The organism is Bifidobacterium pluvialisilvae (assembly GCF_019331695.1).
In the GTDB taxonomy this organism is placed as follows: domain Bacteria; phylum Actinomycetota; class Actinomycetes; order Actinomycetales; family Bifidobacteriaceae; genus Galliscardovia; species Galliscardovia pluvialisilvae.
This window is the reverse complement of the sequence record NZ_JAHBBI010000006.1, coordinates 52,127-78,382: the sequence shown is the minus strand read 5'-3', so window position 1 is coordinate 78,382 and position 26,256 is coordinate 52,127. Positions and strand designations below refer to the sequence as shown.

15 protein-coding genes, 1 tRNA gene and 1 pseudogene are annotated in these 26,256 nt (G+C 64.3%); 10 read left to right on the top strand and 7 right to left on the bottom strand.

The window, feature by feature from the left end:
- The first annotated feature begins 102 nt into the window (after positions 1-102).
- The 3 genes from KIH77_RS06205 to KIH77_RS06195 all read left to right on the top strand — a co-directional run bounded on the left by KIH77_RS06205 (position 103) and on the right by KIH77_RS06195 (position 3,818).
- Positions 103-1,389, top strand: coding sequence for an ammonium transporter (locus KIH77_RS06205; protein WP_219100233.1), 1,287 nt, complete (start codon positions 103-105; stop codon positions 1,387-1,389).
- Position 1,390: 1 nt separating this feature from the next.
- Positions 1,391-1,729 (top strand): P-II family nitrogen regulator, encoded by a 339-nt coding sequence (locus tag KIH77_RS06200; protein ID WP_219100232.1) that lies wholly within the window; start codon positions 1,391-1,393, stop codon positions 1,727-1,729.
- 238 nt (positions 1,730-1,967) lie between these two features.
- Positions 1,968-3,818, top strand: a complete 1,851-nt coding sequence (locus tag KIH77_RS06195; RefSeq protein WP_219100231.1) for a [protein-PII] uridylyltransferase family protein — start codon at positions 1,968-1,970, stop codon at positions 3,816-3,818.
- A gap of 121 nt (positions 3,819-3,939) precedes the next feature.
- On the opposite strand, the gene KIH77_RS06190 is transcribed toward KIH77_RS06195, so the two are convergent.
- Complete coding sequence (locus tag KIH77_RS06190; protein WP_219100230.1) at positions 3,940-5,316, bottom strand: MATE family efflux transporter; 1,377 nt, start codon at positions 5,314-5,316, stop codon at positions 3,940-3,942.
- A gap of 592 nt (positions 5,317-5,908) precedes the next feature.
- On the opposite strand from KIH77_RS06190, the gene dnaB reads away from it, so the two are divergent.
- The 5 genes from dnaB (at position 5,909) to KIH77_RS06165 (ending at position 12,320) form a co-directional block, all read left to right on the top strand.
- The gene (gene dnaB / locus KIH77_RS06185) at positions 5,909-7,312 is read left to right on the top strand and encodes a replicative DNA helicase (protein ID WP_219100229.1); all 1,404 of its coding nucleotides are present in this window, start codon (positions 5,909-5,911) and stop codon (positions 7,310-7,312) included.
- A gap of 41 nt (positions 7,313-7,353) precedes the next feature.
- Positions 7,354-8,784 (top strand): Mur ligase family protein, encoded by a 1,431-nt coding sequence (locus tag KIH77_RS06180; protein WP_219100228.1) that lies wholly within the window; start codon positions 7,354-7,356, stop codon positions 8,782-8,784.
- A gap of 20 nt (positions 8,785-8,804) precedes the next feature.
- Entirely contained in the window at positions 8,805-9,578 is a 774-nt protein-coding gene (locus KIH77_RS06175) for a type 1 glutamine amidotransferase (protein WP_219100265.1), read from the top strand.
- 325 nt (positions 9,579-9,903) lie between these two features.
- The gene (locus tag KIH77_RS06170; RefSeq protein ID WP_219100227.1) at positions 9,904-10,395 is read left to right on the top strand and encodes a phasin family protein; all 492 of its coding nucleotides are present in this window, start codon (positions 9,904-9,906) and stop codon (positions 10,393-10,395) included.
- Positions 10,396-10,472: 77 nt separating this feature from the next.
- On the top strand, positions 10,473-12,320 hold the full coding sequence (locus KIH77_RS06165) for an ABC1 kinase family protein (RefSeq protein WP_219100226.1): 1,848 nt from the start codon (positions 10,473-10,475) through the stop codon (positions 12,318-12,320).
- Positions 12,321-12,694: 374 nt separating this feature from the next.
- Here the strand turns inward: KIH77_RS06165 and KIH77_RS06160 are convergent, their stop codons facing one another.
- The gene (locus KIH77_RS06160) at positions 12,695-14,161 is read right to left on the bottom strand and encodes a DUF5067 domain-containing protein (protein ID WP_219100225.1); all 1,467 of its coding nucleotides are present in this window, start codon (positions 14,159-14,161) and stop codon (positions 12,695-12,697) included.
- Positions 14,162-14,306: 145 nt separating this feature from the next.
- On the opposite strand from KIH77_RS06160, the gene KIH77_RS06155 reads away from it, so the two are divergent.
- Positions 14,307-15,035 (top strand): HAD family hydrolase, encoded by a 729-nt coding sequence (locus KIH77_RS06155; protein WP_219100224.1) that lies wholly within the window; start codon positions 14,307-14,309, stop codon positions 15,033-15,035.
- 161 nt (positions 15,036-15,196) lie between these two features.
- Here the strand turns inward: KIH77_RS06155 and KIH77_RS06150 are convergent, their stop codons facing one another.
- The gene (locus KIH77_RS06150) at positions 15,197-17,797 is read right to left on the bottom strand and encodes a glycoside hydrolase family 31 protein (protein WP_219100223.1); all 2,601 of its coding nucleotides are present in this window, start codon (positions 17,795-17,797) and stop codon (positions 15,197-15,199) included.
- 453 nt (positions 17,798-18,250) lie between these two features.
- On the opposite strand from KIH77_RS06150, the gene KIH77_RS06145 reads away from it, so the two are divergent.
- Positions 18,251-19,273, top strand: a complete 1,023-nt coding sequence (locus tag KIH77_RS06145) for a LacI family DNA-binding transcriptional regulator (RefSeq protein ID WP_219100222.1) — start codon at positions 18,251-18,253, stop codon at positions 19,271-19,273.
- 775 nt (positions 19,274-20,048) lie between these two features.
- Here the strand turns inward: KIH77_RS06145 and KIH77_RS06140 are convergent.
- The 4 genes and pseudogenes from KIH77_RS06140 to KIH77_RS06125 all read right to left on the bottom strand — a co-directional run bounded on the left by KIH77_RS06140 (position 20,049) and on the right by KIH77_RS06125 (position 24,830).
- A tRNA-Ala gene (locus KIH77_RS06140) sits at positions 20,049-20,121 on the bottom strand.
- Between the two features lie 546 nt (positions 20,122-20,667).
- A complete protein-coding gene (locus tag KIH77_RS06135) occupies positions 20,668-21,420 on the bottom strand; it encodes a DedA family protein (RefSeq protein WP_219100221.1) in 753 nt (250 codons plus the stop codon).
- 586 nt (positions 21,421-22,006) lie between these two features.
- Positions 22,007-22,762: pseudogene (locus tag KIH77_RS06130) on the bottom strand (NUDIX hydrolase); the annotation flags it as partial.
- A 433-nt stretch (positions 22,763-23,195) separates the two neighbouring features.
- A complete protein-coding gene (locus KIH77_RS06125) occupies positions 23,196-24,830 on the bottom strand; it encodes a dolichyl-phosphate-mannose--protein mannosyltransferase (protein ID WP_236024522.1) in 1,635 nt (544 codons plus the stop codon).
- Positions 24,831-26,256 lie beyond the last annotated feature (1,426 nt).

Genomic DNA, 26,256 nt, shown 5'->3' with positions numbered 1-26,256 from the left:
GGGGTAATGCGAGCGTCGTTTCATACAGACGATGGTTTCGCCGTTGACGGAACCGAATTTACGAATAACGGACAGATAGATACAAGAGAGAGGGAGGGTTTCATGGACACCGGTAATGCAGCATGGATGTTGACGTCAGCGTCCCTGGTTTTCCTCATGACGCCTGGTGTGGCGTTCTTCTACGGTGGCATGGTTCGCGCCAAGGCCATCCTGAACATGCTGATGCTTTCCACCGCGGCACTCGCCGTGACGGGTGTCATCTGGACTTTGTGGGGCTGGTCGATCGCCTACGCCGGCACTGACGTCGCCGGAATCTTCGGCGATCCCGCCTCCGGATTCCTGCTCAAGGACACGATGGTCGCCACGGATGGCGTCTTCGGCTCGGTCGACGTGAAGGATGCGGCCTACCCGCACAGCATCGACGTCGGCTTCCAGGTCACCTTCGCCATGATCACCGTCGCGCTGATCACCGGCGCGCTCGCCGAACGCATCAAGTTCAGCACGTGGATGATCTTCGTGGCCCTGTGGATCACGTTCGACTACGCCCCGATGGCCCACATGGTCTGGAACCACGGCCTGCTGTCTCCTGACGGCCCGATCTCCACCGCCATCGGCGCCGCCGCCCACGACTTCGCAGGTGGTACCGTCGTGCACATCAACGCCGCAGTCGCCGCGTTGGTGACCGTGCTCATCATCGGCAAGCGCAAGGGCTTCCCGAAGGAGCCGTTCCGTCCTCACAACGTGCCGTTCGTGATGCTCGGCGCCTTCCTGCTGTGGTTCGGCTGGTTCGGCTTCAACGCCGGTTCCGCCTTCGGCGCCAACGGCACCGCCGGCTACGCCTGGATGTCCACCACCGCCGCCACCTCCGCCGCAACGCTCGGCTGGCTGTTCACCGAGAAGATTCGCTCCGGCCACTACACCGCCATGGGCGCCGCCTCCGGTATGGTCGCCGGCCTGGTCGCCATCACCCCGGCCGCCGATGTGGTCTCCCCGCTGTGGGCCATGGTCCTCGGCTTCATCGCCGGCATCCTGTGCTGCTTCGCCGTTGGCGTGAAGTTCAAGCTCGGCTACGACGACTCCCTTGACGTGGTCGGCGTGCACGGCGTCGGTGGTCTCACCGGTACCGTTCTCATCGGCTTCTTCGGCGAAGGCACCGGCCTGTTCGCCGGCGGCGACTACAAGCAGCTGCTGGTCCAGATCGTCATCGCCCTCGTGGCCATCCTCTACTCCGGCGTCATCACCGCCATCATCTCCTTCGCCCTCGAGAAGACCGTCGGCTGGCGCGTCACCGAGGCCCAGGAAGTCGGCGGCGTCGACTTGGCGGATCAGGGCGAGCGTGCTTACGATTTCGCTGGTACTGCCAGCTCCATCCTGAAGGGAGTGAAGTGAGATGAAACTCATCACCGCAATCATTCAGCCGCATAAGCTCGACGAAGTCAAGGAAGCTCTCGCAGCCGCCGGCGTTCACGGTCTGACGGTCTCCGAGGCCAACGGCTACGGTCGTCAGCGCGGTCACACCGAAATCTACCGCGGTGCCGAATACACGGTCGACCTCATCCCGAAGATTCGCGTCGAGGTGCTGTCCGACGACGCCGACGCCGAAACCCTGGTGGACGTGATCACCAAGGCCGCGGCCACCGGCACCATCGGCGACGGCAAGATCTGGGTCGCACCGCTTGACTCCGTCACCCGCGTGCGTACCGGCGAGAGTGGCTCCGCCGCGATCTGATTATCGGATCGTCCGGATTCCATTCCGGTCGTTCTGATCGATGGCATTTGATGACAAGGTCCCCGCGACGGTTCGCCGTCACGGGGACTTCGTCGTATGACCACCATATCGTCCACGGCTCCGCCCCCGCTGGCGGGGGCTGTCCGTCGAACGACGGACTGGGGGTGGATGACATGGTCCGATGGCGTGATGATGACAACAACGTCGTAAATTTTTTCTAGAAGAAACGGACAACATAATGACCTCTGCAGTGGATGGTCTCAAAGCCAAACTGGTCGCCGTCAGCCAGCCGGATGACGACGGCGTATACCGCAACGGCGCGGAGAAACGCGCCAAACGCGTCGACATCGTCCTCGAATCATTACGTCAGCTCTGGTCCGACGCCCTTGAATCCATGGGTGCGGACGCTCCCGACCACGGCGTCGGACTCGCTGCCGTCGGATCGCTGGCCCGCCGCCAGATCGGCCCCTGTTCCGACCTCGACCTCGTCATCATCTACGACTCCCACGCCATATCCGACGCCAACGTGACCAAACTGGCCGACAAGCTCTGGTATCCGCTCTGGGATTCCGGACTCGACCTCGACCATTCCGTCCGTACGCGGCAGCAGTGCGAGGCCGTGACCGACTCCGACCTGCCCGCCGCGATGGGCTGGCTTGACGTGCTGCCCGTCGCAGGCGACACCGACCTCATCCGCGCGACCGCCGACTCGATTCTCGAACGATGGCGCAAGGCCGCACGCAAGCGACTGCCCGAACTCACCGACTCCGCCAAGGAACGCTTCGACCGGTTCGGCCAACTGCCGTATCTGAACCAGCCCGATATCAAGGAGGCGCGCGGCGGCCTGCGCGACACCGTGCTCGTCTCCGCATTGGCGACCTCATGGCTGGCCGACAGGCCGCACGGCAGCTACGACGATGCCGTCGAACATCTGCTCGACGCCCGTGACTGCATCCACCTGGCCGCCAACAAGGACACCAACATGCTGTTGCCCGCCTATCAGGTCAAGGTGGCGAAGATGATGGGCCTGAGCGACCCGACGATTCCCGACCCGGACCAGCGCGACGGCGAATCCATCGAGAACATGCAGACCGTGCTCGCCCGATACGGCCGCCGCATCGCGTTCGCCCTCGACTCCACGGCTTCGCGTGCCGCGCATTCGCTCACCCATGAGCAGCCGCGGTTCTCGTTCTTCCAGATCTTCCAGCCGCGCGGCGGCGGACGGCGCGAGGCCCCGCGCTTCGACATCATCGCCCAGGGCGTCGCCAAGCATGAGGGCGAGGCCGTGCTCGCGCCCGGCGCCGACCCGACGAAGGACCGCACGCTCGCCCTGCGCGTGGCCGTGGCCGCCGCCGAAAACGACCTGCCCATCGCCCCCGGCACGTTGACGAACATCAAACGCTGCGCATTGCGCGACACCGCATGGCTGCCCGAATCTCGCGACCGATTCGTCCGGCTGCTCGCCACCGGGCCGGCGCTGCTGCGCACGTGGGAGGAGCTCGACTTCGTCGACATCCCCGGACGGCTCATCCCCGAATGGCTGGGCATCCGCAACCGTCCGTCCGCCTCGGCCGCGCACCGGTACACCATCGACCGGCACATGGTCGAAGTGGTGTCGCGACTCGGCCGCACCGCGCCGACCGGCGAACGCTACGACGACGAACACTACACCGTGCTGCTCATGGCCGGCATCCTGCACGACATCGGCAAGCGGCCGCGCATCAGCGACCATGCGGCCGAAGGCGCGCGCCACGTGCCGGCCATCATGAAACGCATGATGTTCGACGAGAAGACCATCGCCATGGTGACGACGCTCGTACGCGAGCATCTGACGCTTTCCGAGTTCGCCACCACGAAAAGCCCCGACGACGAGGCGGCCACGGCCGAACTGGCCGAACGGTTGGGCAACGACCCGCTCATGCTCGACATGCTGTTCGACCTCACGCGGGCCGACGGTTCATCGCTCGGCGCCACGGCCGGCGAGCAGATCACCAAGAAATACGGGTGGTCGAAGTGGCGGGCGTCCCTCGTCGGCGCCATGTACTCCGCCGCCCGCGCCGACGCGGTACGGGCCAGAGACAAGGCCTAGGCGGGGGAGCAGGCCGGGAAGCTGAGTTGGTGTCCAACCACCCCCAGTCCGCCTGCGGCGGCCAGCCCCCGCCAGCGGGGGCGGGGGAGTAGGCCGGACATTTCAAAAACCCACCGCCCTCTCACCGCATCCACGCGGTGCCGCGGGCGCGTAGGCCGTTCGCCAGGCCGCGCCCGCCCATGAGCACCACGTTGAACGCCAGCCACAACACCGCCGTGCGCGCCACATCTCCGGGCAATGCCGGCACCACGAACCGCACGACCGCGAACAGCGCCGCCACATACACGACCGCCGTGGCCGTGCACGTGGCCGCAAGATACCGGAAATCACGTGCGCCGATGAGAATGCCGTCCAGCGCCATCATCCAACCCTGCAGCGGGAAGAACAGGCCCATCGTCACCATGCCGACGGCCGTGAGCAGCTGAATCGCCGGACTGGGGGAGAAGAAACGCCCGGCGAACAGGCCCACGCCCGCGAACGCCAGGCCGAGCACGGTGCCGACGACCAGTCCCGCGGCACCCGTCGCCCGGGTGAGCTCGCGCGCCCGGCGGCGATTCCTTGCACCGAGCGCCGCACCCACCAGCGTCTGGCCGGCGATGCCCACGGAATCCAGCACGTTCATCGCGAAGTTCCATGACGAGTTCACAGCCTGGAACCCGGCGAGCACGTGCGTGCCCATGCGGGCGGCGCTCGCCACCGTCATCACCATGGCCACGCGGATGGCCAGCGTGCGGACGAACAGCGGCAGTCCGTCGCCTCCCGCCGCCATGATTCCCGCCAATTGCGGCCGTAGGCTCACCCCATCGGCGCGAGACCACATCACCGCCGGCACCACCAGAAACAGCCCCATGAACCATTGTGCGATCAGTGTGGCCGCGCCCGAACCGGTGATGCCCCAGCCGAACACGATGACGAACAGCAGCTCCAGCACCGTGTTCACCACCGCACCGGATACTGCCGCCACCAAGGTGATTCGCACCTTCTGCAATCCTCGGAAGATGCCGTTCGCCGCGTACACGAGCAACATGCCGGGGGCGCCGAGCACCACGGCCCGCGTATACCGCACGGCCTGGTCGAGCACCGCGCCCTGCCCGCCAAGCGCCCGGCACAACGGTTCCGCGCCCGCGAACAGGCCGATGCCCAATACCACGCCGATGAGCAGCGCCAACCAGAGTCCGTCGATGCCGGCCTGCAATCCTTCGCGCCGCCGTCCGGCCCCGAGCAGATGGGCCACCTGCGCGGTGGTCGAATAGGCGAGGAAGATGCACAGTCCCACGGCCGTGAGGATGATGGTCGATCCGATGGAAAGCCCGGCAAGCGCCGCGTCGCCGATATGCCCGACGATGGCGGTGTCGATGAGGATGAACGTCGGCTCGGCGATGAGCTGGCCGAACGTCGGAATCGCCAATGCCGCGAGCCGGCGTGCGGTGGCGCCCCGCGTCTCGTTCGCCGTATCGTCGCGGGTCGTTTCGTCGTCCGTCTCGCCTTGCGTCGTCATGCCGTCTCCTTCATCATGCTGGTTGCTTCGTCCCTGTTCCTTCATCGCTGTCCATAACGGTTTATCAGTTGGCAACAACGACCATCAAAACGAACATGAATAATGTTAGGTTTTGGCGTAGCTGTCCTATATACGGTACGTAGTGAGTTGTCAACTCAGCGAATCATCCCCAGTGGATTATCCCCAAGTTTTCCACATGGTTATCCCCAGTATGTGGAAAACTTCGGGTGTTATCCACGGCAACACGCCTAAAATGTGAATAACTCAACTTTTTTATCCACATCATGTGGATAACCATGGGTATGACTGGGGATTTCTCCACAACGAAGTTACGGCAGGGTAAACACAACATCGGCATCGTTCACTCCCCGAACCGTTGTTTGCAGTATGAAATGTCTGCCGTATCCATCATCCACTACGTTGCATGGCAACAATCATGCATGCCGCAAAAGTGCATGTGCCGGGAATTCGCGATATCCGGCGGCGTATCCAACGATATCCGCCGGCATCCACGCCGGCGTCGTGTGATGTTCGTTTGTGGGTATGCGGCGGCGGCCGATGGAACCGCCGCGGCCGCATTACCATCGGGACCATGGCAGAACAGACGTTTGAGAGGAACGAACGCGGCGGCGACGGGGGATCGCACGCCGACCGCGACCCCATCTTCGACCGCATCCCACCGCACGACGACAACGCCGAAATGGCCGTGCTCGGCGGCATGCTCATGAGCAAGGACGCCATCGGCGAAGTCAGCCAGATGATCGACGTCACCGACTTCTACCAGCCGAAGCACCAGACCGTCTACGACGCCATCATCACCCTGTTCTCCGCCTCGCAGCCGGTGGACGCGGTGCTCGTGGCCAACGAACTGCTCAAGGAAGGCAACCTCGACAAGGTCGGCGGCGCGGACTATCTGCACAGCCTCGTCGCCTCGGTGCCCACCGCCGCCAACGCCACGTATTACGCCGACATCGTGCATCAGCGCGCCATCCTGCGCAACGTGATCGCCGCCGGCACGAAGATCGCGCAGATGGGATACTCGGCCGAAGGCTCGCAGGCCGAGGACATCGTGAACCTCGCCCAGGCCGAGGTCTACGAGATGAGCGTCGGCAAGGTACGGCAGGATTATCAGGCCATCGGACCCGTCGTCGAAGACGCCCTCAACCAGCTCGACGCCCTGCAGAACGGCCTCATCAACACCGGCGTCAAAACCGGATTCCGCGACATCGACAACGTGACGCAGGGCCTCCAGCCCGGCCAGATGATCGTCGTGGCCGGCCGACCCGCCATGGGCAAGTCCACGCTCGGCATCGACTTCGCACGGCACGCGGCGCTCCACGAGCATCTGACCACCGTCGTGTTCTCCCTGGAGATGAGCAAGACGGAACTCGCGCAGCGCATCATCTCCGCCGAGACCAACATCCCGCTGGGCGCGCTGCGCCGCGCCGACGAAATCACACCGGAACGGTGGAACACGCTCAACAACTTCTGGGGCACGCTCAAGGACGCGCCGCTGTTCATCGACGACTCGCCCAACATGAGTCTCATGGAGATCCGCGCGAAATGCCGCCGTCTCAAGCAGACCAACGACCTCAAGCTCGTCGTCATCGACTACCTGCAGCTCATGAGCTCCGGCAAGGCCGTCGAAAGCCGACAGCAGGAGGTCTCCGAATTCTCGCGAGCGCTGAAACTGCTCGCCAAGGAGCTTGAGGTGCCGGTCGTGGCCCTCTCGCAGCTCAACCGTGGCCCCGAGATGCGCAACGACAAGAAGCCGCAGCTCTCCGACCTGCGAGAATCCGGCTCCATCGAGCAGGACGCCGACGTGGTGTTCCTCGTGCACAGGCCCGACTTCTACGACAAGGAGGACCGTCCGGGCGAGGCCGACATCATCATGGCGAAGCACCGCAACGGTCCGACCGACACGTTCAACCTGGCGTTCCTCGGCGCGAACTCCCGCTTCCAGGACATGCCGCAGGACATGCAGCAGGGCGTGTGACCTCGGCTTGCTATGGTGGTGGCGAATCGGAAAGGCATGAGATGGTGAAAAGCAATGGTCAGGCCGGACTCGCGGCCGACGACGTCGATGTGAAGCGCACCGCGGCCCCGCGCAAACCGTGGAACGCGTTCGCCACGCCCGCCATAGGCAAGGGCGTGCGCGCGCTGTCGCGACTGCTCAAGCACGGCGGCAGCGCGTTCCCCGGCAAGGTCGTGGAACAGGTGGATCCGGGCTTCCTCGCGCGCACGCTCGCGCAGCTGCCGCTCGGCGTGGTATTGGTCTCCGGCACCAACGGCAAGACCACCACCACGCGCATGGTCGCCTCCATGCTGCGCAGCCTCGGACTCAGGGTGTTCACCAACCCCACCGGATCGAACTTCACGCGCGGCGTCGTCTCCGCGCTGCTCACCGAGGTCTCCATGGGCGGCCGGCTCGACGCCGACATCGCCGTGCTCGAACTCGACGAGGCCTACGCCGTGCATTTCGTCCGCCAGGTCAGGCCGCGCTATGCGCTGCTGCTCAACGTGATGCGCGACCAGCTCGACCGCTTCGGCGAAATCGACAACACCGCCCGCCTGCTCAGCCACGTGGCGGAGACCACGACCGGCACCGTCGTGCTCAACCGCGAGGACCCGCGCATCGCACGCCTCGCCGACGTCGTGCCCGACCATACCGGCGTCTATTATTTCGGACTCTCCGACGACCTGCGTTCGTTCTTCCCCACCGACGACGACATGCACAAGACGGACGTCGGCGATGGTGGCGCTGACGCCGGCCGACCTGCCAACGACGCCCTGCCCGCCGACGTGACGCTCACCAAGGTCGGCGACCATCACGCCGACTTCCTCATGGACGGCCGCGTCTACTCCACCAACGTGCGCCTCGAAGGCGTCTACAACCTGTTCAACGCGGCCGCGGCGCTCGCCGTCGTCCGCGCGGTCGCGGCCGACGCCATCGACGCGTCCGGCGTCATCGCGAAGGACATCCATCCGACCGACGACGACCTCATCGCCGCCGTCGCCGAGGTCACGCCCGCGTTCGGCCGCGGCGAATCCATCGACGTCAACGGCACGGACGTCGAACTCCTCCTCGTCAAGAACCCGATGGGCTTCCGACTGTCGCTCACGTCGTTCGACCCGGCCGGCCACGACACGATGATCGTCATCAACGACGAATACGCCGACGGCCGCGACATGAGCTGGCTGTGGGACGTCGACTTCACCGGCCTGCGCGGCACCGGCGTCGGCATGGTCTCCGGCGTGCGCGCATGGGACATGGCGCTGCGCCTCGGCTACGACGAGGTCGCGGTCGGCGACGTGAACCCCGACATCGACGCCGCCGTGGACGCGTTCCTCGCCAGGGACGCCGGCCGCCCCAAGCGCATCTACTGCACGTACACGTCCATGCTGAAGGTCCGCGCGCACCTCGGCCATCTGACCACGGTCGCCGACGCCGGCGTGGGACGCGAATAGCGGGAACGAAGGAGCTGATGATGACGAACGAAACGACGGCAACGGAACGTCGTCCCATCGACGTGATGAGCCTGTATCCGAACGACATGAACATCTACGGCGACTCGGGCAACGTGCTCGTCATCCGTAGGCGGCTCGCGTTGTACGGATACGAGCCGGTGATGCACTACTACAACCAGGGCGACGCATGGCCCGAACGCGTCGACATGATCCTCGGCGGCGGCGGGCAGGACAGCGGCCAGGGCAAGATCATCGACGACTTCTTCACCCGCGCCGACCTGCTGCGCTCGCTCGCCGAGGACGGCGTGCCGATGCTCATGATCTGCGGCATGTACCAGCTGTTCGGCGAATACTTCGAGACGTCCGACGGCAAGCGGCTCGACGGCATCGGCGTGATCGGCGCGTACACGGTCGGCCAGGGCGTGCGCATGATAGGCAACCTCGTGGAGCACTCCAGCGACTTCGGCGACGTCATCGGATACGAGAACCACTCCGGGCAGACGTTCCTGCGCGAGGGCGTGGCGCCGCTCGGGCACGTGAACGCCGAGGGGCGCGGCAACAACGGCGAGGACCACACCGAGGGCGCGCGCGTGCACAACGTCATCGGCACGTACATGCACGGTTCGCTGCTGCCGAAGAACCCGAAGATCGCGGACTTCCTGATCGCCAAGGCGGCCGAACGACGCTACGGCGCGTTCGAGCCGCATGTGGACGATGCGGCGCGGGAGGAGCTCGACCGGTTGGGGCGGTTCGCCGAGGAGGCGCGGCGCGTGGCCGCCAGCCGACCGCGGTAAGGGCGCATGCGCGGCGTGACTGGGTGCGGCATCGTGTGACCGGGTATACCCGTGCCCGGTCACGGTGTCGTCAAACCCTTGCAATTGCAACGTTTTGTTGAACGTGTGACCGGGTGCAGCCGTGCCCGGTCACGTAACTGTGCCCGGTCACGCATACGTATCCGGTCAGATTCGACAAAACCGGCCCGAGTGTCCGCAAACGCACCGTTTCGCTGCGGTAAAGTTGGAGACGATGGCGACGGCGTCATCCTCCGGCCCTACCGCCGCCGGTCGCAGGCCGCAACGCCTGCGGACGCCGCCGAAAACGACGTGAAGGAGCGACATCATGGCTGATTTCAACTTCAACGATCTGGGTGAGGGACTGCGTACGATCTTCCTGGCCGGCGTGGGCGCCGTGGCCACCGGTGCCGAAAAGGGCCAGCAGATCGTCGACGACCTCGTGAAAAAGGGCGAACTGACCGTCGACCAGGGCAAGGTGCTGAACTCCGAACTCAGCCGCAAGGCCCAGGGCGCCGCCAAGGACGCGCTCTCCGGCGCGCAGGACGCCGCCGCGAAGGCCCGCGAGACCGTGGACGATGTGAAGGAGGCCGCGCTCAAGGCCCGGCTCACCGTGATGAGCGACGAGGAGCGCGCCGCCTACGTGGCCAGGGTCGCCGCGCTCGCCGAGACCATCAAGGCCGAAAAGGCCGCGAAGGAGGCCGCCGCGGCCGCTTCGGAGACGGCCACGGGCGACGGCGAGGCCACGCCCGACGCGGCCGCCCCGACCGATGCGCCGGCCGAATCCGCCGGCGCCGACGACGACAAGCAGGCCGAATAAACCCGGCGATACGTATGTCAAGCCGGGCGGGTGTGCGGCTCCGCTCGGGATACACAGCCGACTATCATGGGTGAACTATGGCATTGGAGACGAAGGAGACGCATACGGTGACCTCGACGACGGGCGGCGCACCGTCCGATAACGACAACGCCACGCCGGTCACGCCGCCCGTCACCGACGCCCCCAACGACCCGTTGCTCACCGACGACCAGGTGCTCGACGCCATCTCCGGCACGCCCGTCAGCGAGGAACACGACGAGGCCGCCGCCGAACACACCATCGGCCTGTTCGGTCCCAAACGGCCCACGTTCGCCGAACAATACCATCTCACGCGCAAGGGCCGCCTCCACCGCCTCGCCGAAATCTTCGGCATCGCCCGGCAGTTCGACATCTTCCACGGCGTGACGCCCGTGAAAATGCGCCTCATGTTCGAGGCGCTCGGCCCCACCTTCGTCAAGGTCGGCCAGAACCTCTCCATGCGCAGCGAGATCCTCCCCCAGGAATTCTGCGACGAACTCGCCAAACTCCGCGCCGACGCCGACCCCATCCCCTACGAGACCGTGCTCGACACGCTGGCCCACGAATACCACCGCCCCGTCGACCAGGTCTTCGAATCCATCGACCGCACGCCGCTCGGATCGGCGTCGCTCGCGCAGGTGCATCGCGCCAGGCTCGTCACCGGCGAGGACGTGGCCGTCAAGGTGCAGCGTCCCGGCGTGCGCGAGACCATGGCGCAGGACATCGACATCATGCGGTCCGTCTCCCGCCGCGCCACGAAATACATCAAATCCGCCCAGATCATCGACCTCAACGGCGTGATCGAGGAGCTTTGGGAAAGCTTCCAGTCCGAAACGAACTTCCTCATCGAGGCCCGCAACCTCGTGGACTTCCGCGAATTCGCCAAGGACTACAAGTACATGGACTGCCCCAAGCCCTACATCAACCTGTGCACCGAACACGTGGTCGTCATGGACTACGTCGAAGGCATATCCGTCGCGCACCCCGACCAGCTCGTCGCCGCCGGATACTCGCTGGAGGAGATCGGCAACAAGCTCGTCGACAACTACGCCGCCCAGGTGCTCGACGAAGGCTTCTTCCACGCCGACCCCCACCCCGGCAACATCATCATCCGCGACGGGCAGATCGTCATGATCGACCTCGGCATGACCGGCCGTCTCTCCGCACGCACACGGTCCATCCTCCAGGACATCATCTTCGCCGTCGGCAAGCAGGACTCGCCCGCCCTCGCCGAGGCGTTCCTCCGCTTCGCCGGCCCATCCGACACCACCGAGGTCAACTATCCCGGCCTGCTGTCCGACCTCGACGCCATCGTGCAGGACTTCGGCACCGTCAGCCTCCAGGACCTCGACATCGGCGCGTTCGTCACCGCGCTCGTGCAGCTCTCGCGCAAGCACCACGTGGAACTGCCCGGCATCGTCACGACCGTGGCGCGCGGCCTCGTCACCCTCGAAGGCGTGCTCGACGAATTCCTCCCCGACACCGACATGATCGCCATCATCACCGCGCATATCGCCAACACACGCGGACTGCGCTCCGCCGCCAAGGAGGAGACGAAGACGCTGGCCATCGAAGGGCAGAAGGCGCTGCACGGCACGTTGGGCGCGCTCGCCGAGGCCCGCACCGCCGCACGGATGCTGACCCGCGGTCAGCTCAAGGCCAACGTGGAGATGGTCGGTTCCGAGGAGCCGATACGTCAGCTGAGCTATATGGTCGACAGGCTGACGATGGCGCTGATCGTCGTCGGCCTGTTCGTCGGATCGTCCATCGTGTACTACGCCGGCATGAAGCCGGTGATCTTTGGCATCCCCGTCATCGGATTCATGGGGTATGTGGTGGCGTTCCTACTGTCGGTGTGGATCGTCATCGACATCCTCCGCAAGAACCGCCCGAAAAAGCGGGGCTAGCGAGCTCCTCATGTCATTCTGAGCGGAGACTGATTGGGGTTTCCCATGTCATTCTGAGCGGAGGCCGTAGGCCGTAGCCGAAGAATCTGTCGAGGCGGTTTGGACGGAGGGGAGATCCTTCGGCTCGGCTGCGCCTCGCTCAGGATGACAGTAAGGGGCGTTCGCTCAGGATGACAATACGGGACGTTCCTCAGGATGACAGTATGGGGCGGCTCCCGCAGGGGCTCCTAGTGTGCGGAGGGGAGTGATGGCGTGGGCGGGGCTCCCGCAGGGGCTCCCCTTGTCAGGGGAGCTGGCCGCCGAAGGCGGACTGAGGGGTAGTCGATCTCCTCTTGGACGCTCCGCCCCATTCCGCCCTACCGCCCCATTCCGCCCTACTCCAGCGAAAACTCCTTCTTCAGCGTCTTGCCGTCGAGACCGGCGTACCCTTTGACGGACGTCGTCACCGGCTGCGAGCCGTTGCGCAGCTCGTACGCCATCGTCGTGGTCATCGGCACGTCCTCCATCACCGGCGCGTCGCGCGTCGCCACCGAATAGCCGGCGAACGGGTCCGAGAACACGGTCGGCTTGAGTTCCACGCCGTCCTGATAGGCCGTCGATGTCACGGCGTCGGTGAATTCCAACGGTATCGGCGTGCGGTTGACCCACTGGTACGTCACGATCACCGTGTCGACGCCCTTGTAGGTCTTTGGCCCCTTGACGGCCCGCACCGCCTTGATATCCACCTGCCGTCCGGCGCCGAGAATGTCATCGGACCGGTACGATGCGCCGGTCAGCCGCGTCATACCCAACGTAAAGCCCTGCGGCATGTCGGGTTTGACGACACTGCCGGGCTTGGTCACGTCGGTGGCCTTGGAATCCTTGGGCAGCGTGAACGAGGCGCCGATCGACGTCGGCGTGTTGCGCGCGTGGTTGGCGATGCGTACGTCGAACAACGTGTCGGTGTTATTGCGCAGCTCGTACGCCTGCATGAACCCCAGCGAGGAGCCGGGGGCGATCTTCCGCATCGTGTCGGAGAAGTCGTAGCCGTCCGGGTCGCCTCCCGCGAAGCAGCCGATATGCCGCAGTCCGATGCCGGAATCGTAGACGTCGAACGACAGGTACGACTGCATGTCGATGTCGGTTTTCGACGTGTTCTTCGCCTCGTATTTCACGAGCACGGTGTTCTGCCCGTTGCAGCTCTTCGGGCCGCGCTGGGCGGAGACGATGGTGAAATCGGCGCTGAGCGTCTTGTCGGACTGTTCGAGATACGTGAGGTTGCCGGTGCGGTCGAGGATTTTGTACGTGATGGGTTTCGTCGTCTTCGGCGGCATATACGACGATGTGGATGACGAGGTGCCGGAACGGCTGCTGCCGCCGCCGATGCCGAGCAGCCGTCCGATGCCGGAGAACACGTCGGTGAACAGATACAGTACGACGATGACGATGATGAGATTGCGGATGATGCGGATGGGGTGCTTGCGCTTCGCTGCGGTCGGGGCCGAGGCGCGTTGCATGGGGGTGCTGATGTTGCCGCCGTGGCCTTCGGCGTTGGCGTTGATGCCGGTGCCGGTGCCGCCTGCGTTGGAGCGGTACCGGGCGTTGCCGCGCAGTGCCGCATCGGCACTCGACGGGGGCCGTTTGGTGGCGTTGCCGCGTTTCCCGGCGTTGATATTGACGTTGCCGTAACCATGGCTGTTGGCGTTGATGGTGGCGTTGCCGTCGTCATGCGTGCTCGTATATGAGGAGTTGTTGATATTGACGTAATCCGACTGGTCGTCGAACGGGGAGACGTAGCCGTCCGAACCGCCGTTGGCGTCGTGGTCGCCGTCATTGCCCTTGCCGTTGCCGAACAATCCCATGATGACCCCCTTCGCTCACTGTGATTCCAGTGTACGGCACGGGTGCGGCGTGGCATACCGTGCCGGCCGGTCCGGCGTCGGCGTTCGTCGGGGTGTGTCGGGATTTCATCCGGGGTTTGTTGGGGCTGTTTTTTAGAGTTGGATTATGACGATTCTGACGACGACGTATGACGGCGTGCTGCCTCGCGCCGTGTTTTGGGATATGGACGGCACGCTCATCGATTCGGAGCCGATCTGGCATGAGGCCGAGCTGTGGTATGCCGAGCAGTATGGCGGCGACTGGAGCGAGGAGATGGGCTGGGCGGTCACCGGCACGCCGGTGCCGAACGTGGCGCGCAAGATGATCGAGCGCGGCACGAAGCTCGGTGTGGAGGAGCTCACCGAAGGCATCATCGCGTATGTCGCCAAGCGTGAGATGGAGCATATGCCGTGGATTCCCGGCGCCCTCGACGTGGTGTCGGCGTTGCATGCGGCCGGCGTGCCGAACGTGCTGGTCACGGCGTCGCCGCGCGCCATGGCGGAGTCGGCCATCGCACAGGCGCCCGAAGGCGTGTTCACCACGTATGTGTGCGGCGACGACGTGAAGGAGAAGAAGCCGAATCCCGCGCCGTATCTGGCCGCGGCCGCCAAGCTCGGCATCGCCGTGCCCGGTGAGATCGAGCAATGCGTGGCGTTGGAGGATTCCCTGGTCGGGCTGCAGTCGGCGGCCGCGGCCGGCGCGACCACCATCGCATTGACCGGCTACATCCGTTCCGACAACCCGCCGTCGAAGAACGGCCCGCAGTTCGCGTGCATCGAGACCTGGGACGGCGTGACCCCGCAGCTGCTCGGCGATTTCGTGAAGCGGCGTTTGGCCGGGGAGTCCGCGCAGTAGGTGTGCATGCCGTGTGACCGGGGTCGTGCAATGTGACCGGGCACGGGTATGCCCGGTCACATTGTTTATAAAACGTTGCAATTCCAACGATTTCGACGTGTCGTCACTCGGCGTGGGTGTACCCGGTCACGCCTCTCGTGCCGAGTGACGTATGTGTTCCGCTATTCCCGCGTGAGCACCTCGGTGAGGGCCTGGATTACGGACTGGGGCATGTGCGAGTCGTTGTAGCGGCTCTCGTCCACGCCATGCAGGTCCTCGAGGGTGGCCAGCCCCGGCAGGGCGGCGACACCGAGGTCGTCGACCATCGCCTTGGCCTTCTCCTTGGTCAGGTAGTACATCTGCGCGTCCTTGAGCACTTGGAACACGTCGGCGGACGTCGGGTTCTCGGCGACCGACGCACCGTCGGTCAGTGTGAGCGTGACGGTCTCGTCGGTCGGGGTCGGTGGGATCTCGACGATGAGACTCAGCGTCTCCTCGTCATAGACGGTTTCAGCCTCGACCGCCGCGCTGCCGTTTGCCGACACCGTGACGGCGGACTCCTTCATACCGCGGAACACCACGGTCCACGAGCGTTCGGCGGGGATGGCCGACGGGTCGCCGGCCGCCTCACCCGAGGCCGCGCCGATGACGAACGACGCACTGCCCGCGCCGGTGCCGCCGGCGATGTTCCACGTGAAACGCGTGGTCGCCGTGCGCACGGCGGATTCCGCGGCGCCGTCGTCCTCGACCATGGTGAACTCGCCGTCGGCACCGGGGAACACCAGCACGCGCAGCGCCTCCGGATTGGCCACCGAATTCAGTCCGGCACGCCCGCCATCCGCGCCACCGGCCTCCGGCAGCTCCTGCAGCGGCACGATCGCACCGGCCTTGGCGAACACGGGCATGCGATCGAGCCCGCGCCACGCCTCGATGCGCCGTCCATCAACGGGCTTCGACACGTAATGCCGTCCGTCGAAGAAGTCGAACCATGCGCCCTGCGGCAGCCACGCATCGGCCTTCGCCATCTGCACGTCGCGGTCAATCGGCGTGACGATCGGCGAGACCAGCAGCTCGGTGCCGAAGAGGAACTCGTCGGTGAGCTTGTAGGCGTCGCGGATCTCCGGGTAATCCCAATACAACGGCTGCACCAGCGGCTCCGCCTCGCGGGCCGCACGCCAGTTCATCGTATACAGGTACGGGATCAGCGCATGACGCAGCCGCAGCGTGGCGTCCATGGCGTCGCGCACCTCGGTGTGGAAGTTCCACGGCTCCTTGCCGTTGAACGGCGAATCGGTGGAATGCAGGCGGTTGATGGGGCTGAACGTGCCCAGCTGGTACCAGCGCGCCTCCAGCTCCTCGTCTCGGTAGCCGAACATGTGGCCGCCGATGTCGTGGCTCCACCATCCATAGCCGATGTTCGACGCCGTGGCCGTGAACTCGGGCTGGAACTTCAGCGACTCCCACGTCACCACGGTGTCGCCGGAGAACCCGATGGGGTAACGGTGCGAACCCGGCCCCGCATACCGTGAGAACGTGAGCGGGCGGGCGTCCATCCGCTGCGCCGGGTCGTCATCCTCGCCCGAACGCGCCGCGTCGCCACGCGCCGAATCCAGATAATGCAGATGGTTGAGCATCCACAACGGATCGAGGCCGCGCTGACGCGTCACGCCGCCCTGTTGCCAGTCCAGCCACCAGAAGTCGACGCCCTCGTCCTCCATCGGATGATGCAGCCTGTCGAAATACGCGGCCATGAACGTCGGATCGGTCAGGTCGAACTGTACGGCCTCGCCGGTCTCCGGGTCGACGCCCGTCGCCTCGGCCATGGCCGTGTAGGCGTCCTCGAACGCGCGCACGCCATCGCGCGGATGCACGTTCAGCGTGGTCTTCATGCCATGGTCATGCAGCCAATGCAGGAATCGTTCGGGGTCGGGGAAGAAATCCCTGTTCCACGTGTAACCGGTCCAACCGGAGCCGTACTTCGGGTCGACGTCGTCCACCAGATGCCAGTCCATGTCGATGACGGCCGTCGTGAACGGCAGCCCCTCGGCCTCGAACCGGCCCACCAATTCGCGGTATTCGGTCTCGGTGTAGCGATGATACCGGCTCCACCAGTTGCCCAGCACGAAGCGGGGCAGCAGCGGCGTCGGGCCGGTGAGCTTGATGAAGTCGTGCACGGCCTCGCGATAGCGGTGGCCGTAGCCGAACAGATACAGGTCGGTCGTCGGCTCCGGCTTCGGCACGACCCACGTGCCGAACGGATTGGCGTGGCCGCCCACTTCATCGGCCTCGATGATGATGTTGGAATCGGAATCGTCGATGACCGCCCATCCGTCGGTGCTGTTCACGCCGTCGTCCACGGGGATGCGGCCGTTCGCCCAGTCAAGCGTGCGGTACGTGCCGCCGAGATTACGCAGCTGCTCGTCGCCGTAATGCCACGTGTTGTCGATGGTGGCGACGCCCTTGACCGTGGCGTACAGCCCCTCCTTGGTGAACGGCTTCCGGTTGTACGAGATATGCAGGCTCGGCGTATCGATTTCCAGCCACCCGTCGCGTTCGACCACCGTGAAACGCGGGGCGTCGTCGCCATGCGCCGCCGTGAAGTCACGGTTGAACGCCATCTGCGTCGGCGAATCGACGAACCGGCCCGAATCGGACCATTCGAAACGGATGAGCGCATCGGTGATCAGACTGATGCGCCAGTGGTCGCCGCTGAGCACGGCATCGGGATTCGCGGCCGGGTGCGCGTTCAGCGCGGCCATCGAAAAGAGGGATGCATCTACCATGTATGGACTCCTTCGTCGCTGGATTCGGATTTCGGAATGGGGAAAATCGGTGAATCGTATGGTCGTAGATTGTGGTCGTATCACTGTGGATACGCTAATAATGATAGCGCTTGCGCAATTGTCATGCAAATCATGATGAAAATTACGAAATATAATACTGCAAACGTTTTTCTGATATCGATGACGGTGGCCGTGCGCCGGTCGGATGCCGGCGACGGCGCCATGACGGCCGCGCGGGCATGCACGGACCGTCGGGACGCATGCCGGCGCGGAACGGGCGATGAGCAAACGCTTGCCATGGTCCCGGCATTTGCATGTCCGACGATGATTGCGGTAAAAAGAGGAGGGATTGCGCAAATCTTGCGCAGACAAACGAAATGGCGGAGTCGGGGACATTGGCGGATTTCGTCCATGACACCGCCAGGGGAATGGCGAACGAAGAAGGAGAACGTCGTGACGAGTCTGAAGGATGTGGCACAGGCCGCGGGGGTGTCCGAATCCACGGTGTCGCGTGCGCTGCGGGGCACCGGACGCGTCAGCGCGGCGACCAGGGCGCGCGTGCAGGAGGTCGCCGACCGGCTGCATTTCACGCTTTCGCGCAGCGCCTCGTCACTGGCCAGCGGCAAGACCATGCGCGTGACCATGGTGTTCACCGATTCGCTCAACACCTGGTTCAACTCGGCGGCCATGCAAGGCGCCTACGAGGTGCTGTCCGACGCCGGCTACGACCTCGTGCCCCTCATCGTGCGCACGCAGGCCGACCTGCGCCGGTTCTTCGACCAGCTGCCCGGCAACCGCAACGCCGACGGCATGATCGTCGTCTCCATCATGCTCGACCAGCAGCAGGTCGGCATCCTCGAGGACCTCACCATCCCCTCGGTCGGACTGGACGCACGCGCCGTCGGCGGATACAGCGCCACCGTGCGCGTCGACGACATGAATGCCATGCGCCAGGCCGTGCAACTGCTCAACTCGCTCGGCCACAAGCGCATCGGATTCGTGGAGATGCCTGACAACCCCGACTTCCAATTCAGCGCCAAACTCCGTTCCGGCGCGTTCCTCGACGCCGCGCGGTCCATGGGCTACGAGGAGGACGACCTGAGCCTGTTCGAGGGCCGCGACTTCGGCAAGTTCCGCAGTTTCCAGGACGCCGTCTCCGAGGCCGCCAACCGCATCATCTCCAAGCGGGAGCGGCCCACCGCCGTATGCGTGGAGACCGACGACTTCGCCATCGCGCTCATGTATGCGCTGCGCAAGGTCGGGCTGCGCGTGCCAGAGGACCTGGCGATCGTGGGCTTCGACGACAACGCGCTCTCGTCGATGGCCGAACTCACCACGCTGCATCAGGATCCGCAGCTCATGGGGCGCATGTCGGCCGAGAAGCTCGTGACGCTCATGCAGGGCAAGACGCTCGCCGACCCCCATTCCATGCTGCAGGCGTCGCTGATCCTGCGCGCCACCGCCACGCGGGTGTAGGTAGGCGGGGCGCGCGGTCGTGCGTGCGGTCGGTCGTGCGCCGGGCAAAAAGAAACCCCGGTGGGTTGGGCACCGGGGTCGAGAGAGGAAGAGAGAAGAAAGAGGGGTTCAATTATTGTTATCGGATTCCAGAGGAGAAGAATCCCATCAACGTCCGCGCCTCGCGTTGCCGTTGTGGCGTTTCCGTTGACAGTTCTTATATAACCGCGTGACTCTTGGCGTAACGATGTGGAACTCTGGGATTTCCCTGAAGAAACCATGGCGGTTTTGTGGGTCTGGAGGTTTGTGGCTGAGGGCCTGTGGATCAATCCGTTCTTACAGGGTTTGTGGGTCTAACCGTTCACATTACGAGGTTTGTGGGTCTAACCGTTTGTGATGAAGTGTGCGGAGCCGATCACCTAGGTTTTGTGGGTCTATCGGCTTGGGTTTTGTGGGTCTAACCGTTCGCAATGCGGATTAGTGGGTCTACTACATTCATTAACCGTGGGTCAATCCGTTCATTAAGAGACTTGTGGGTCTGGGGTATACATGAAGGGCCCCAAAATCCTTTCTACGCGAACGATTCGACCCACTTTCCGATTTTCGCGAGCGGATAGGCCCACAAATCATGGGTTATAGGGTTATAGGCCAAAACCATTGAATCCGCCTTGCGGATGTGGATGAGGTAGGAAGACGATAATTGCCGCTCGCGTGGCAAAGGTGCCGAAACCGTTGGAATTTCAACGGAATATGAAAAAAAGGCCTTCCGCGGTGGAATGAATGCAGAAGGCCTTCGTGGAGCTAAGGGTAGTCGAAACCCCGACCTCTTCGATGCGAACGAAGCGCTCTACCAACTGAGCTATAGCCCCAAGGGTTTGTTGTGCTTTACGCGACAACTTGCCCTACTTTAATACGCAAATGGGAATCGTGCAATTCGTGTCGGCCGGAGGTCCACGATTCTTCCACATTGCGGGCATCTGGACGCTGCTACACGGATTTCATGAGGTTCAAGCGCCTTCCATTCCGCGAAAACTCGAGTTGTGAGGCTTACCGGGTGGAAAGCGTGGGAGGCGACGTTGGAACATGGCGGAATCGCTGGGCGACGATGCGCGGTTTCGCCGAAGAAAGCCTCATAACTCGGATTTTGGGGCTGTGCTTCCTCCATATTCTTCGTTTTCATTGCGAAAACTCGGGTTGTGGGTGTTTGCATTGAGGGGAATGCCATGGGCGGTGCCGGGAAATGGCGCAATTGCGTGGTGGTGACGTTGTATTTCGGAAATGGAACACCCACAACTCGGGCTTTGGACATGAAAACCCGTCCGGCGGGAGATTCCGGACGGGTTGTGCGCTCGGACCAGCAACCATCGGTGGCCGTTACGGCTGTAACGGTCGCATTGGCCCGACTTGGGTGACGCTCAGGCGGCGTGGCGCGGGGTGGAGTCGCTGAAGCCGGTGGCATCCACGGTCTCGATGGCTTCGACGCCGGCCGCACCAGCCGTGGCCGGCTTCTTGTTCTTGCCGAACTTCGCCTTGAGCAGTCCGATGATGGTCGGCAGCAGCGAGACGGCGAGAATCAGCACGATCACCAGCTCGAAGTGCTTCTGCACGGCGGGGATGTTGCCGAAGAAGTAGCCGAGGAACGTGAACAACGACGACCAGGTGAGGCCGCCGAGCACCGAGAACGGCGTGAAGCGGCTCCAGCGCATGCCGGAGATGCCGGAGATGAACGGCATGAACGTGCGGATGAACGGGAAGAAGCGGCCGAGGAACACGGCGAGCGGGCCCCACTTGTCGATCATCTTCTCGGTCTTCTCGATGCGTTCGGGCGTCATGGCCTTGACCTTGCCCGACTTGATGATGCGCCGGCCGAAGAAGTGGCCGATGAAGTAGTTGCACTGGTCGCCGATGATCGGGGCAAGCCACACGACCGGCAGCAGGATGTGCAGCGGCAGCGCGGACTGGCCGGTGGCGGCGTCGGGCGCCGCGAACACGCCGGCGGCGAACAGCAGCGAGTCGCCGGGCAGGAACGGAAAGAACACCACGCCCGTCTCGATGAACACGATGAGGAAGATGAATCCGCAGGCCACGCCCGGTCCCATGGCGATCCAGCCGGCGATGGCGGCGCGCGGATCCTTCAGCAGTTCAAGAATGAAATTGACGAAACCCATGACGATCCCTGATAAGCCCCTTAAGTCTTTGGATGGTATGTCGAACAATGTCCGTAATCGTGAACCACCCTAGCATCGTGCGGGGTTTTCGCCATGCCGCGCCGGAACTGCCGCCCAAATCCTTACAAAATCCGGGACGTTGGAATGGCGGCGGAACGCGGCCGGCGGGGGAGTGCTCGGCGGGGGAGGGGCCCATAATGCCGACTGGAGTCCTTGCCGAAAGACGTCAGGAGACCGAGCGATCTCCGGAGGGAATCAGCGCGGCGAGCGCCTCCAGCCGTGCCGCCTTGCTGGTGGCGTCGTTGCTGTATGCGTATATCGGGCGCAGGTTCATGCGGTCGGCGTCGGTCCAGGCCGCGTCGGACGACTGGGATTGGTCGACGCCGTCATGCGTCGTCGTGCCGTATGCCATAGTGCCGTCATGTATCTGCTGCGTCATGTCGTCTGCCCCCGAATCGCCGGTTTCCGCGGCGTCTTCCGTAGCATTGGAATGAACCGCCTGCCCTATTTTGCCACATTTTGCCTCGGGGGCACGCGGCGTGGCGACGGCATCCGGTCCGCCGATGGCGAACAGGTCCGGCGACGTCGTGGAACGTGATGTCGGAACGGCGTCCACATAGCGGTATACGGATGCGGGGCGGTGCCTGCCGATACGCAGTTTCTCCCCGGTCGGCTCGATTTGCTTGGAGGCGAGCATCTTGCGACGGAAGTTCGGCAGGTCTATCGGCTCGCCCGCGATGGCCTCGTAGACGTCGTGCAGCTGGGCGAGTGTGAACGTCTCGCCGACCAGCCGTGTGGCGATTTGAGGGTATTCGATGCGGTTGCGCAGCCGCCACAACGCGTAGTCGATGATGGTGCGATGGTCGAAGGCGAGCTCGGGCAGGGCGTCCTCGGGGAACCATGCGACGTTGTCCGCCGTCGTCAGGTCGCGGGTCTGCGCATGCTCGACCAGCGCCCAATACGTGATGGACACCATGGGCAGTCCGCCATGTGACCGCGACGGGTCTCCGAACGTGTAGAGCTGTTCGAGATATCGCGGATGCAGGTCGGTGGTGGATTCGAGGGCGGCGTAGGCGGCCTGTTCGAGTGAGCGGTCGGCGCGCAGTCCGCCGCCGGGCAGCGCCCACATGCCTTTGAACGGCTGGTGTATGCGGCGGACCAGCGGCAGCCACAGCCGGGGATGGGGGTCCCCGCCGGCTGTGGCGGACTTGGCGGCGGTCCGGCGGCCGGCGGCGGGTTCGCCGTCCGCTGCGGCCGTGGGGTCGCCGAGCGCGAGGATTACGACGGAAACACCGACCTGCGGCGGTTGGGCGCGTCGTTCCGAAACATTGCCAAGTCCCATGATGATGTCTTTCCCCGATTGTCGTGTCTGGTCATGCCGACCGGTGCCTGATCGTTGTTCCGCGGCGGTCGGTGGCCGTCCTGATACCCAGTTTAGAAAATTCGGCGCGCGATGTGTCGAGCGTGCCGGTCGCATATGTGGTTTGCAATGCGATGACGGCCATCATCAGATCCAACTCTCAAACCACATAAGCCGAGCCGTGCAGCAGACAGCCCGGTGGGCTGTCTGTAGGCGAGGGGCGCGCGATGTATCGAGCGTGCCGGTCGCATATGTGGTTTGCAATGCGATGACAGTCGTCATCAGATCCAACTTTCAAACCACATAAGCCGAGCCGTGCAGCAGACAGCCCGGTGGGCTGTCTGTAGGCGAGGGGCGCGCGATGTATCGAGCGCGCTGGTCGCGTATGTGGTTTGCAATGCGATAACAGTCATCATCAGATCCAACTCTCAAACCACATATGCGACAACCAGAATTCATACGGTACGGGAATCGCCGTCCATATGGGGTAGAAGAACGCCGATATCAATGTGATGATGAACAATACGCCGCCCATGATCCACCAGAACGAGAACGCGTCGAGCGACCGGTGCAGCCAGTCGGCCACGTATACGAATCCGAGGATGATCCACGGCAGGATGACGATGGCGTAGAACGTGAACGTGGTGCGATTGAGATACTGCGCCCATGGCAGCCATCCGCCGAGGAAGCCGGCCAATACGGCCCAGATTTTCCAATCCCCGCGGTTGACGATCGCGATGACGATGCCGATGATCACGCACAGTGAGCCAAGCCACCAGATCAGCGGATTGCCAAGGGAGGTGACGGCGGCCACGCATTTCGAATCGGGGCTGAGCGAGCACAGGCCGGGATGGCCGGCGAGCTCCTGCCAGTAGAAGCTGGTCGGCCGCCATTGGATGGGCCAGGTCAGCGGATTGGCCTTGTAGTTGTGCGGCGCGTCGAGCGTGGTGTGGAACTGCCACATCTGCACGTGGTATTCGACGAACGACCGCCATGATTCCGGCAACCAGGTGATGCCTTTGCCGGGGTTGGTCGCGGCCCAGTCGTGCATGTACGAGTCGGGGTGGGCGAACCAGCCGGCCCATGTGGTCAGATAGGTGAGCGCGTACACGGGCACCATGTAGACGGCGGCGAGGATGCCGTCCTTCCAGATGCCGGTGGCGAGCCAGCCGCGGAATCCGGCCCGGTGGCGTTCCCATGCGTCCCACAGCACGCTGATGACGCAGAAGACGGCGAAGAAGTACGTTCCCGACCATTTCACGCCGGTGGCGAGGCCCAGCAGCACCGCCGCGGCGAGACGCCACCACGAGAACGCGACGACCGGCCCGGTGGAGTCGAGGAGGAAGTCGGGAGCGGGGCGTGAATCTGCGTCGATGCCGGCGTCGGGGCCGGGGGCGGAATGGTGGGAGCCGTGTCGATGGGCGTTGCGGCGTCGTGGGCTGCCGCTGCCGGACGGGCGGGCGAACAGTGTGGTGCGGGGAATCCATTTGGCTTGGTATCGTCGCGATTCCCGCTCGTAGGCCTTGCGGAGGCGGTCGCGTGCCCAGTCGCGGTGGGCGAGCATGCAGGCGAAGGCGCCGAGCGCCAGCACCATGATGAAGTTGTCGAGCAGGCCGGTGCGGCTCAGCGTGATGCCCATGCCGTCGATCGCCATGAGGAAGCCGCCGAGCAGGGCCATGGGCAGCGAACGGAACAACCGCAGGATGACGCGGCAGAGGATGAGTATGGCGATGGTGCCGGCGATGGCCGTGGACGCGCGCCATGCGAACGGGTTCGACGCCCCTCCGAACAGCTGCATGCCGAGCGCGATGCACCATTTGCCGAACGGGGGATGCACGACGTATTCGGCGCTGGCCAGCCATCCGTTGAGATGCTGGCCGCTGGCGAACAGCGTGTCGATGGCGGTGCCGTTGATTTTCTCCGGCCAGTTGCGCGGCTCGCCGGTCATGATCATCGTCCACGCGTCCTTGACGTAATAGGTTTCGTCGAACACCACGGCGCGTGGCGAGCCGAGACGGATGAAGCGCAGCAGTCCGCCGAAGACCGCCATCAGGATGGGCAGCGCCCAGCCCAGCACGGTGGGGCTGCCGATGGCCCTGGGCAGGGTGGACAGGGGCTGTGACTGTGCAGCGGATTCTCCGCGTGACAGGGACGTTGCGCCGCGCCGCGTATGCGCGAATGGGCGTGCGTGCGGGGATGTCCGGTGCCGCCGTGCCTTCTGCGTTGTCGTATCCGTGTTCACCCTTCCAAGGGTAGCGGCTGAGTTGTGGACATGCGATGGGTGTGCGCGGGGCGATGGTGCGGTAGGGGCGCGCGGGAGAGGCACGCGGGGTGGGTGCGGAAGCGGCGCGCGGGGTGGGACGGCGCGCGGGGTGGGAAGGAAGGGCATGGGAAGGAACGGCGTGCGGATATGCAAAAGCCGGCCCCCGAATGGGAACCGGCTTTATGTACAAGCATCACGTACATGCGGAATCTCTACACAACATCGTCGTCGTGGCGGTAAGTCTTATATAATCCGCCCAACATCATTGACCTTGGTGATCATCTACTCTTGTGGGCTCCGCGCTGTTCTGTTTTGCTTGTAGTTCTATTATCCACCCGATGCGGTGTTTCGCAAGCCGTGGGCATCGGTTTTTCCATGGTTTTTTTGTGGGTCCGCCGTTGTGCGGAGGTGTTGCGGGGGTTCCGTGGCGTGAGGGGAGATGCGGCGTTCGGTTTTGTTTCGATGTGGGCGGATTCGATGCGTTCGGCATGGTCGTCGCGATATGTTCTGTGCGTTTGATGGATGATTGATGTCCGATGGCGGGGATCGTCGTCGATTTGTCGTTGACGTCCGACGCGCGAATGGTGGATGGAGCGTTCACAATGTGGATGGGGGCATGGCCGGGCGTGGGTGAGTGCCGCCGACGGTGGGCGGTTCTGGATGGTCATGAGTGGTCGTGGACTGGACGATTGTGGATGAGGACGGCTCCGGAATGTGGATAACTCGGGTCGAGGGTGGTCCATCCGTCAACATTGCCGAAAAACCCGGTGCCGGCATGACCGGCATTGCGACAATCGGACCATGAATGCTGTGCATATCGGGATGATCAACGATGCTGTGCGACCGGCGGGACGGGTCGCGGGCGCCGATGCGGATGCGGGCATTGGCGCTACCGGTGGCGGGAATCGCGGGGTTTCCGGAGGCGGCCGCGACATCCGCGGGGCGGGCGTCTCCGTCGGCGGCATCCCGCTGCCGGCGGGGATGGATTCGTTGCCGACACCGCGGCCGAAGCGGTTCTATGCGCGCTCCTCCCCGCCGGGGGCGGTGCCGCGTCGGACGGAACACGGCCGTGGGCTCGGGGATGGCCGTGGGCGCGAGGACGGTCTCGCGCACGGGAGCTGCCGCAGCCGCAGCCGCAGCCGCAGCCGTGGCCGTGATCGCGGCGGAGCGGATCGGGGAGCGGCGGCTCCATCGGGACACACGTTCGACGGTG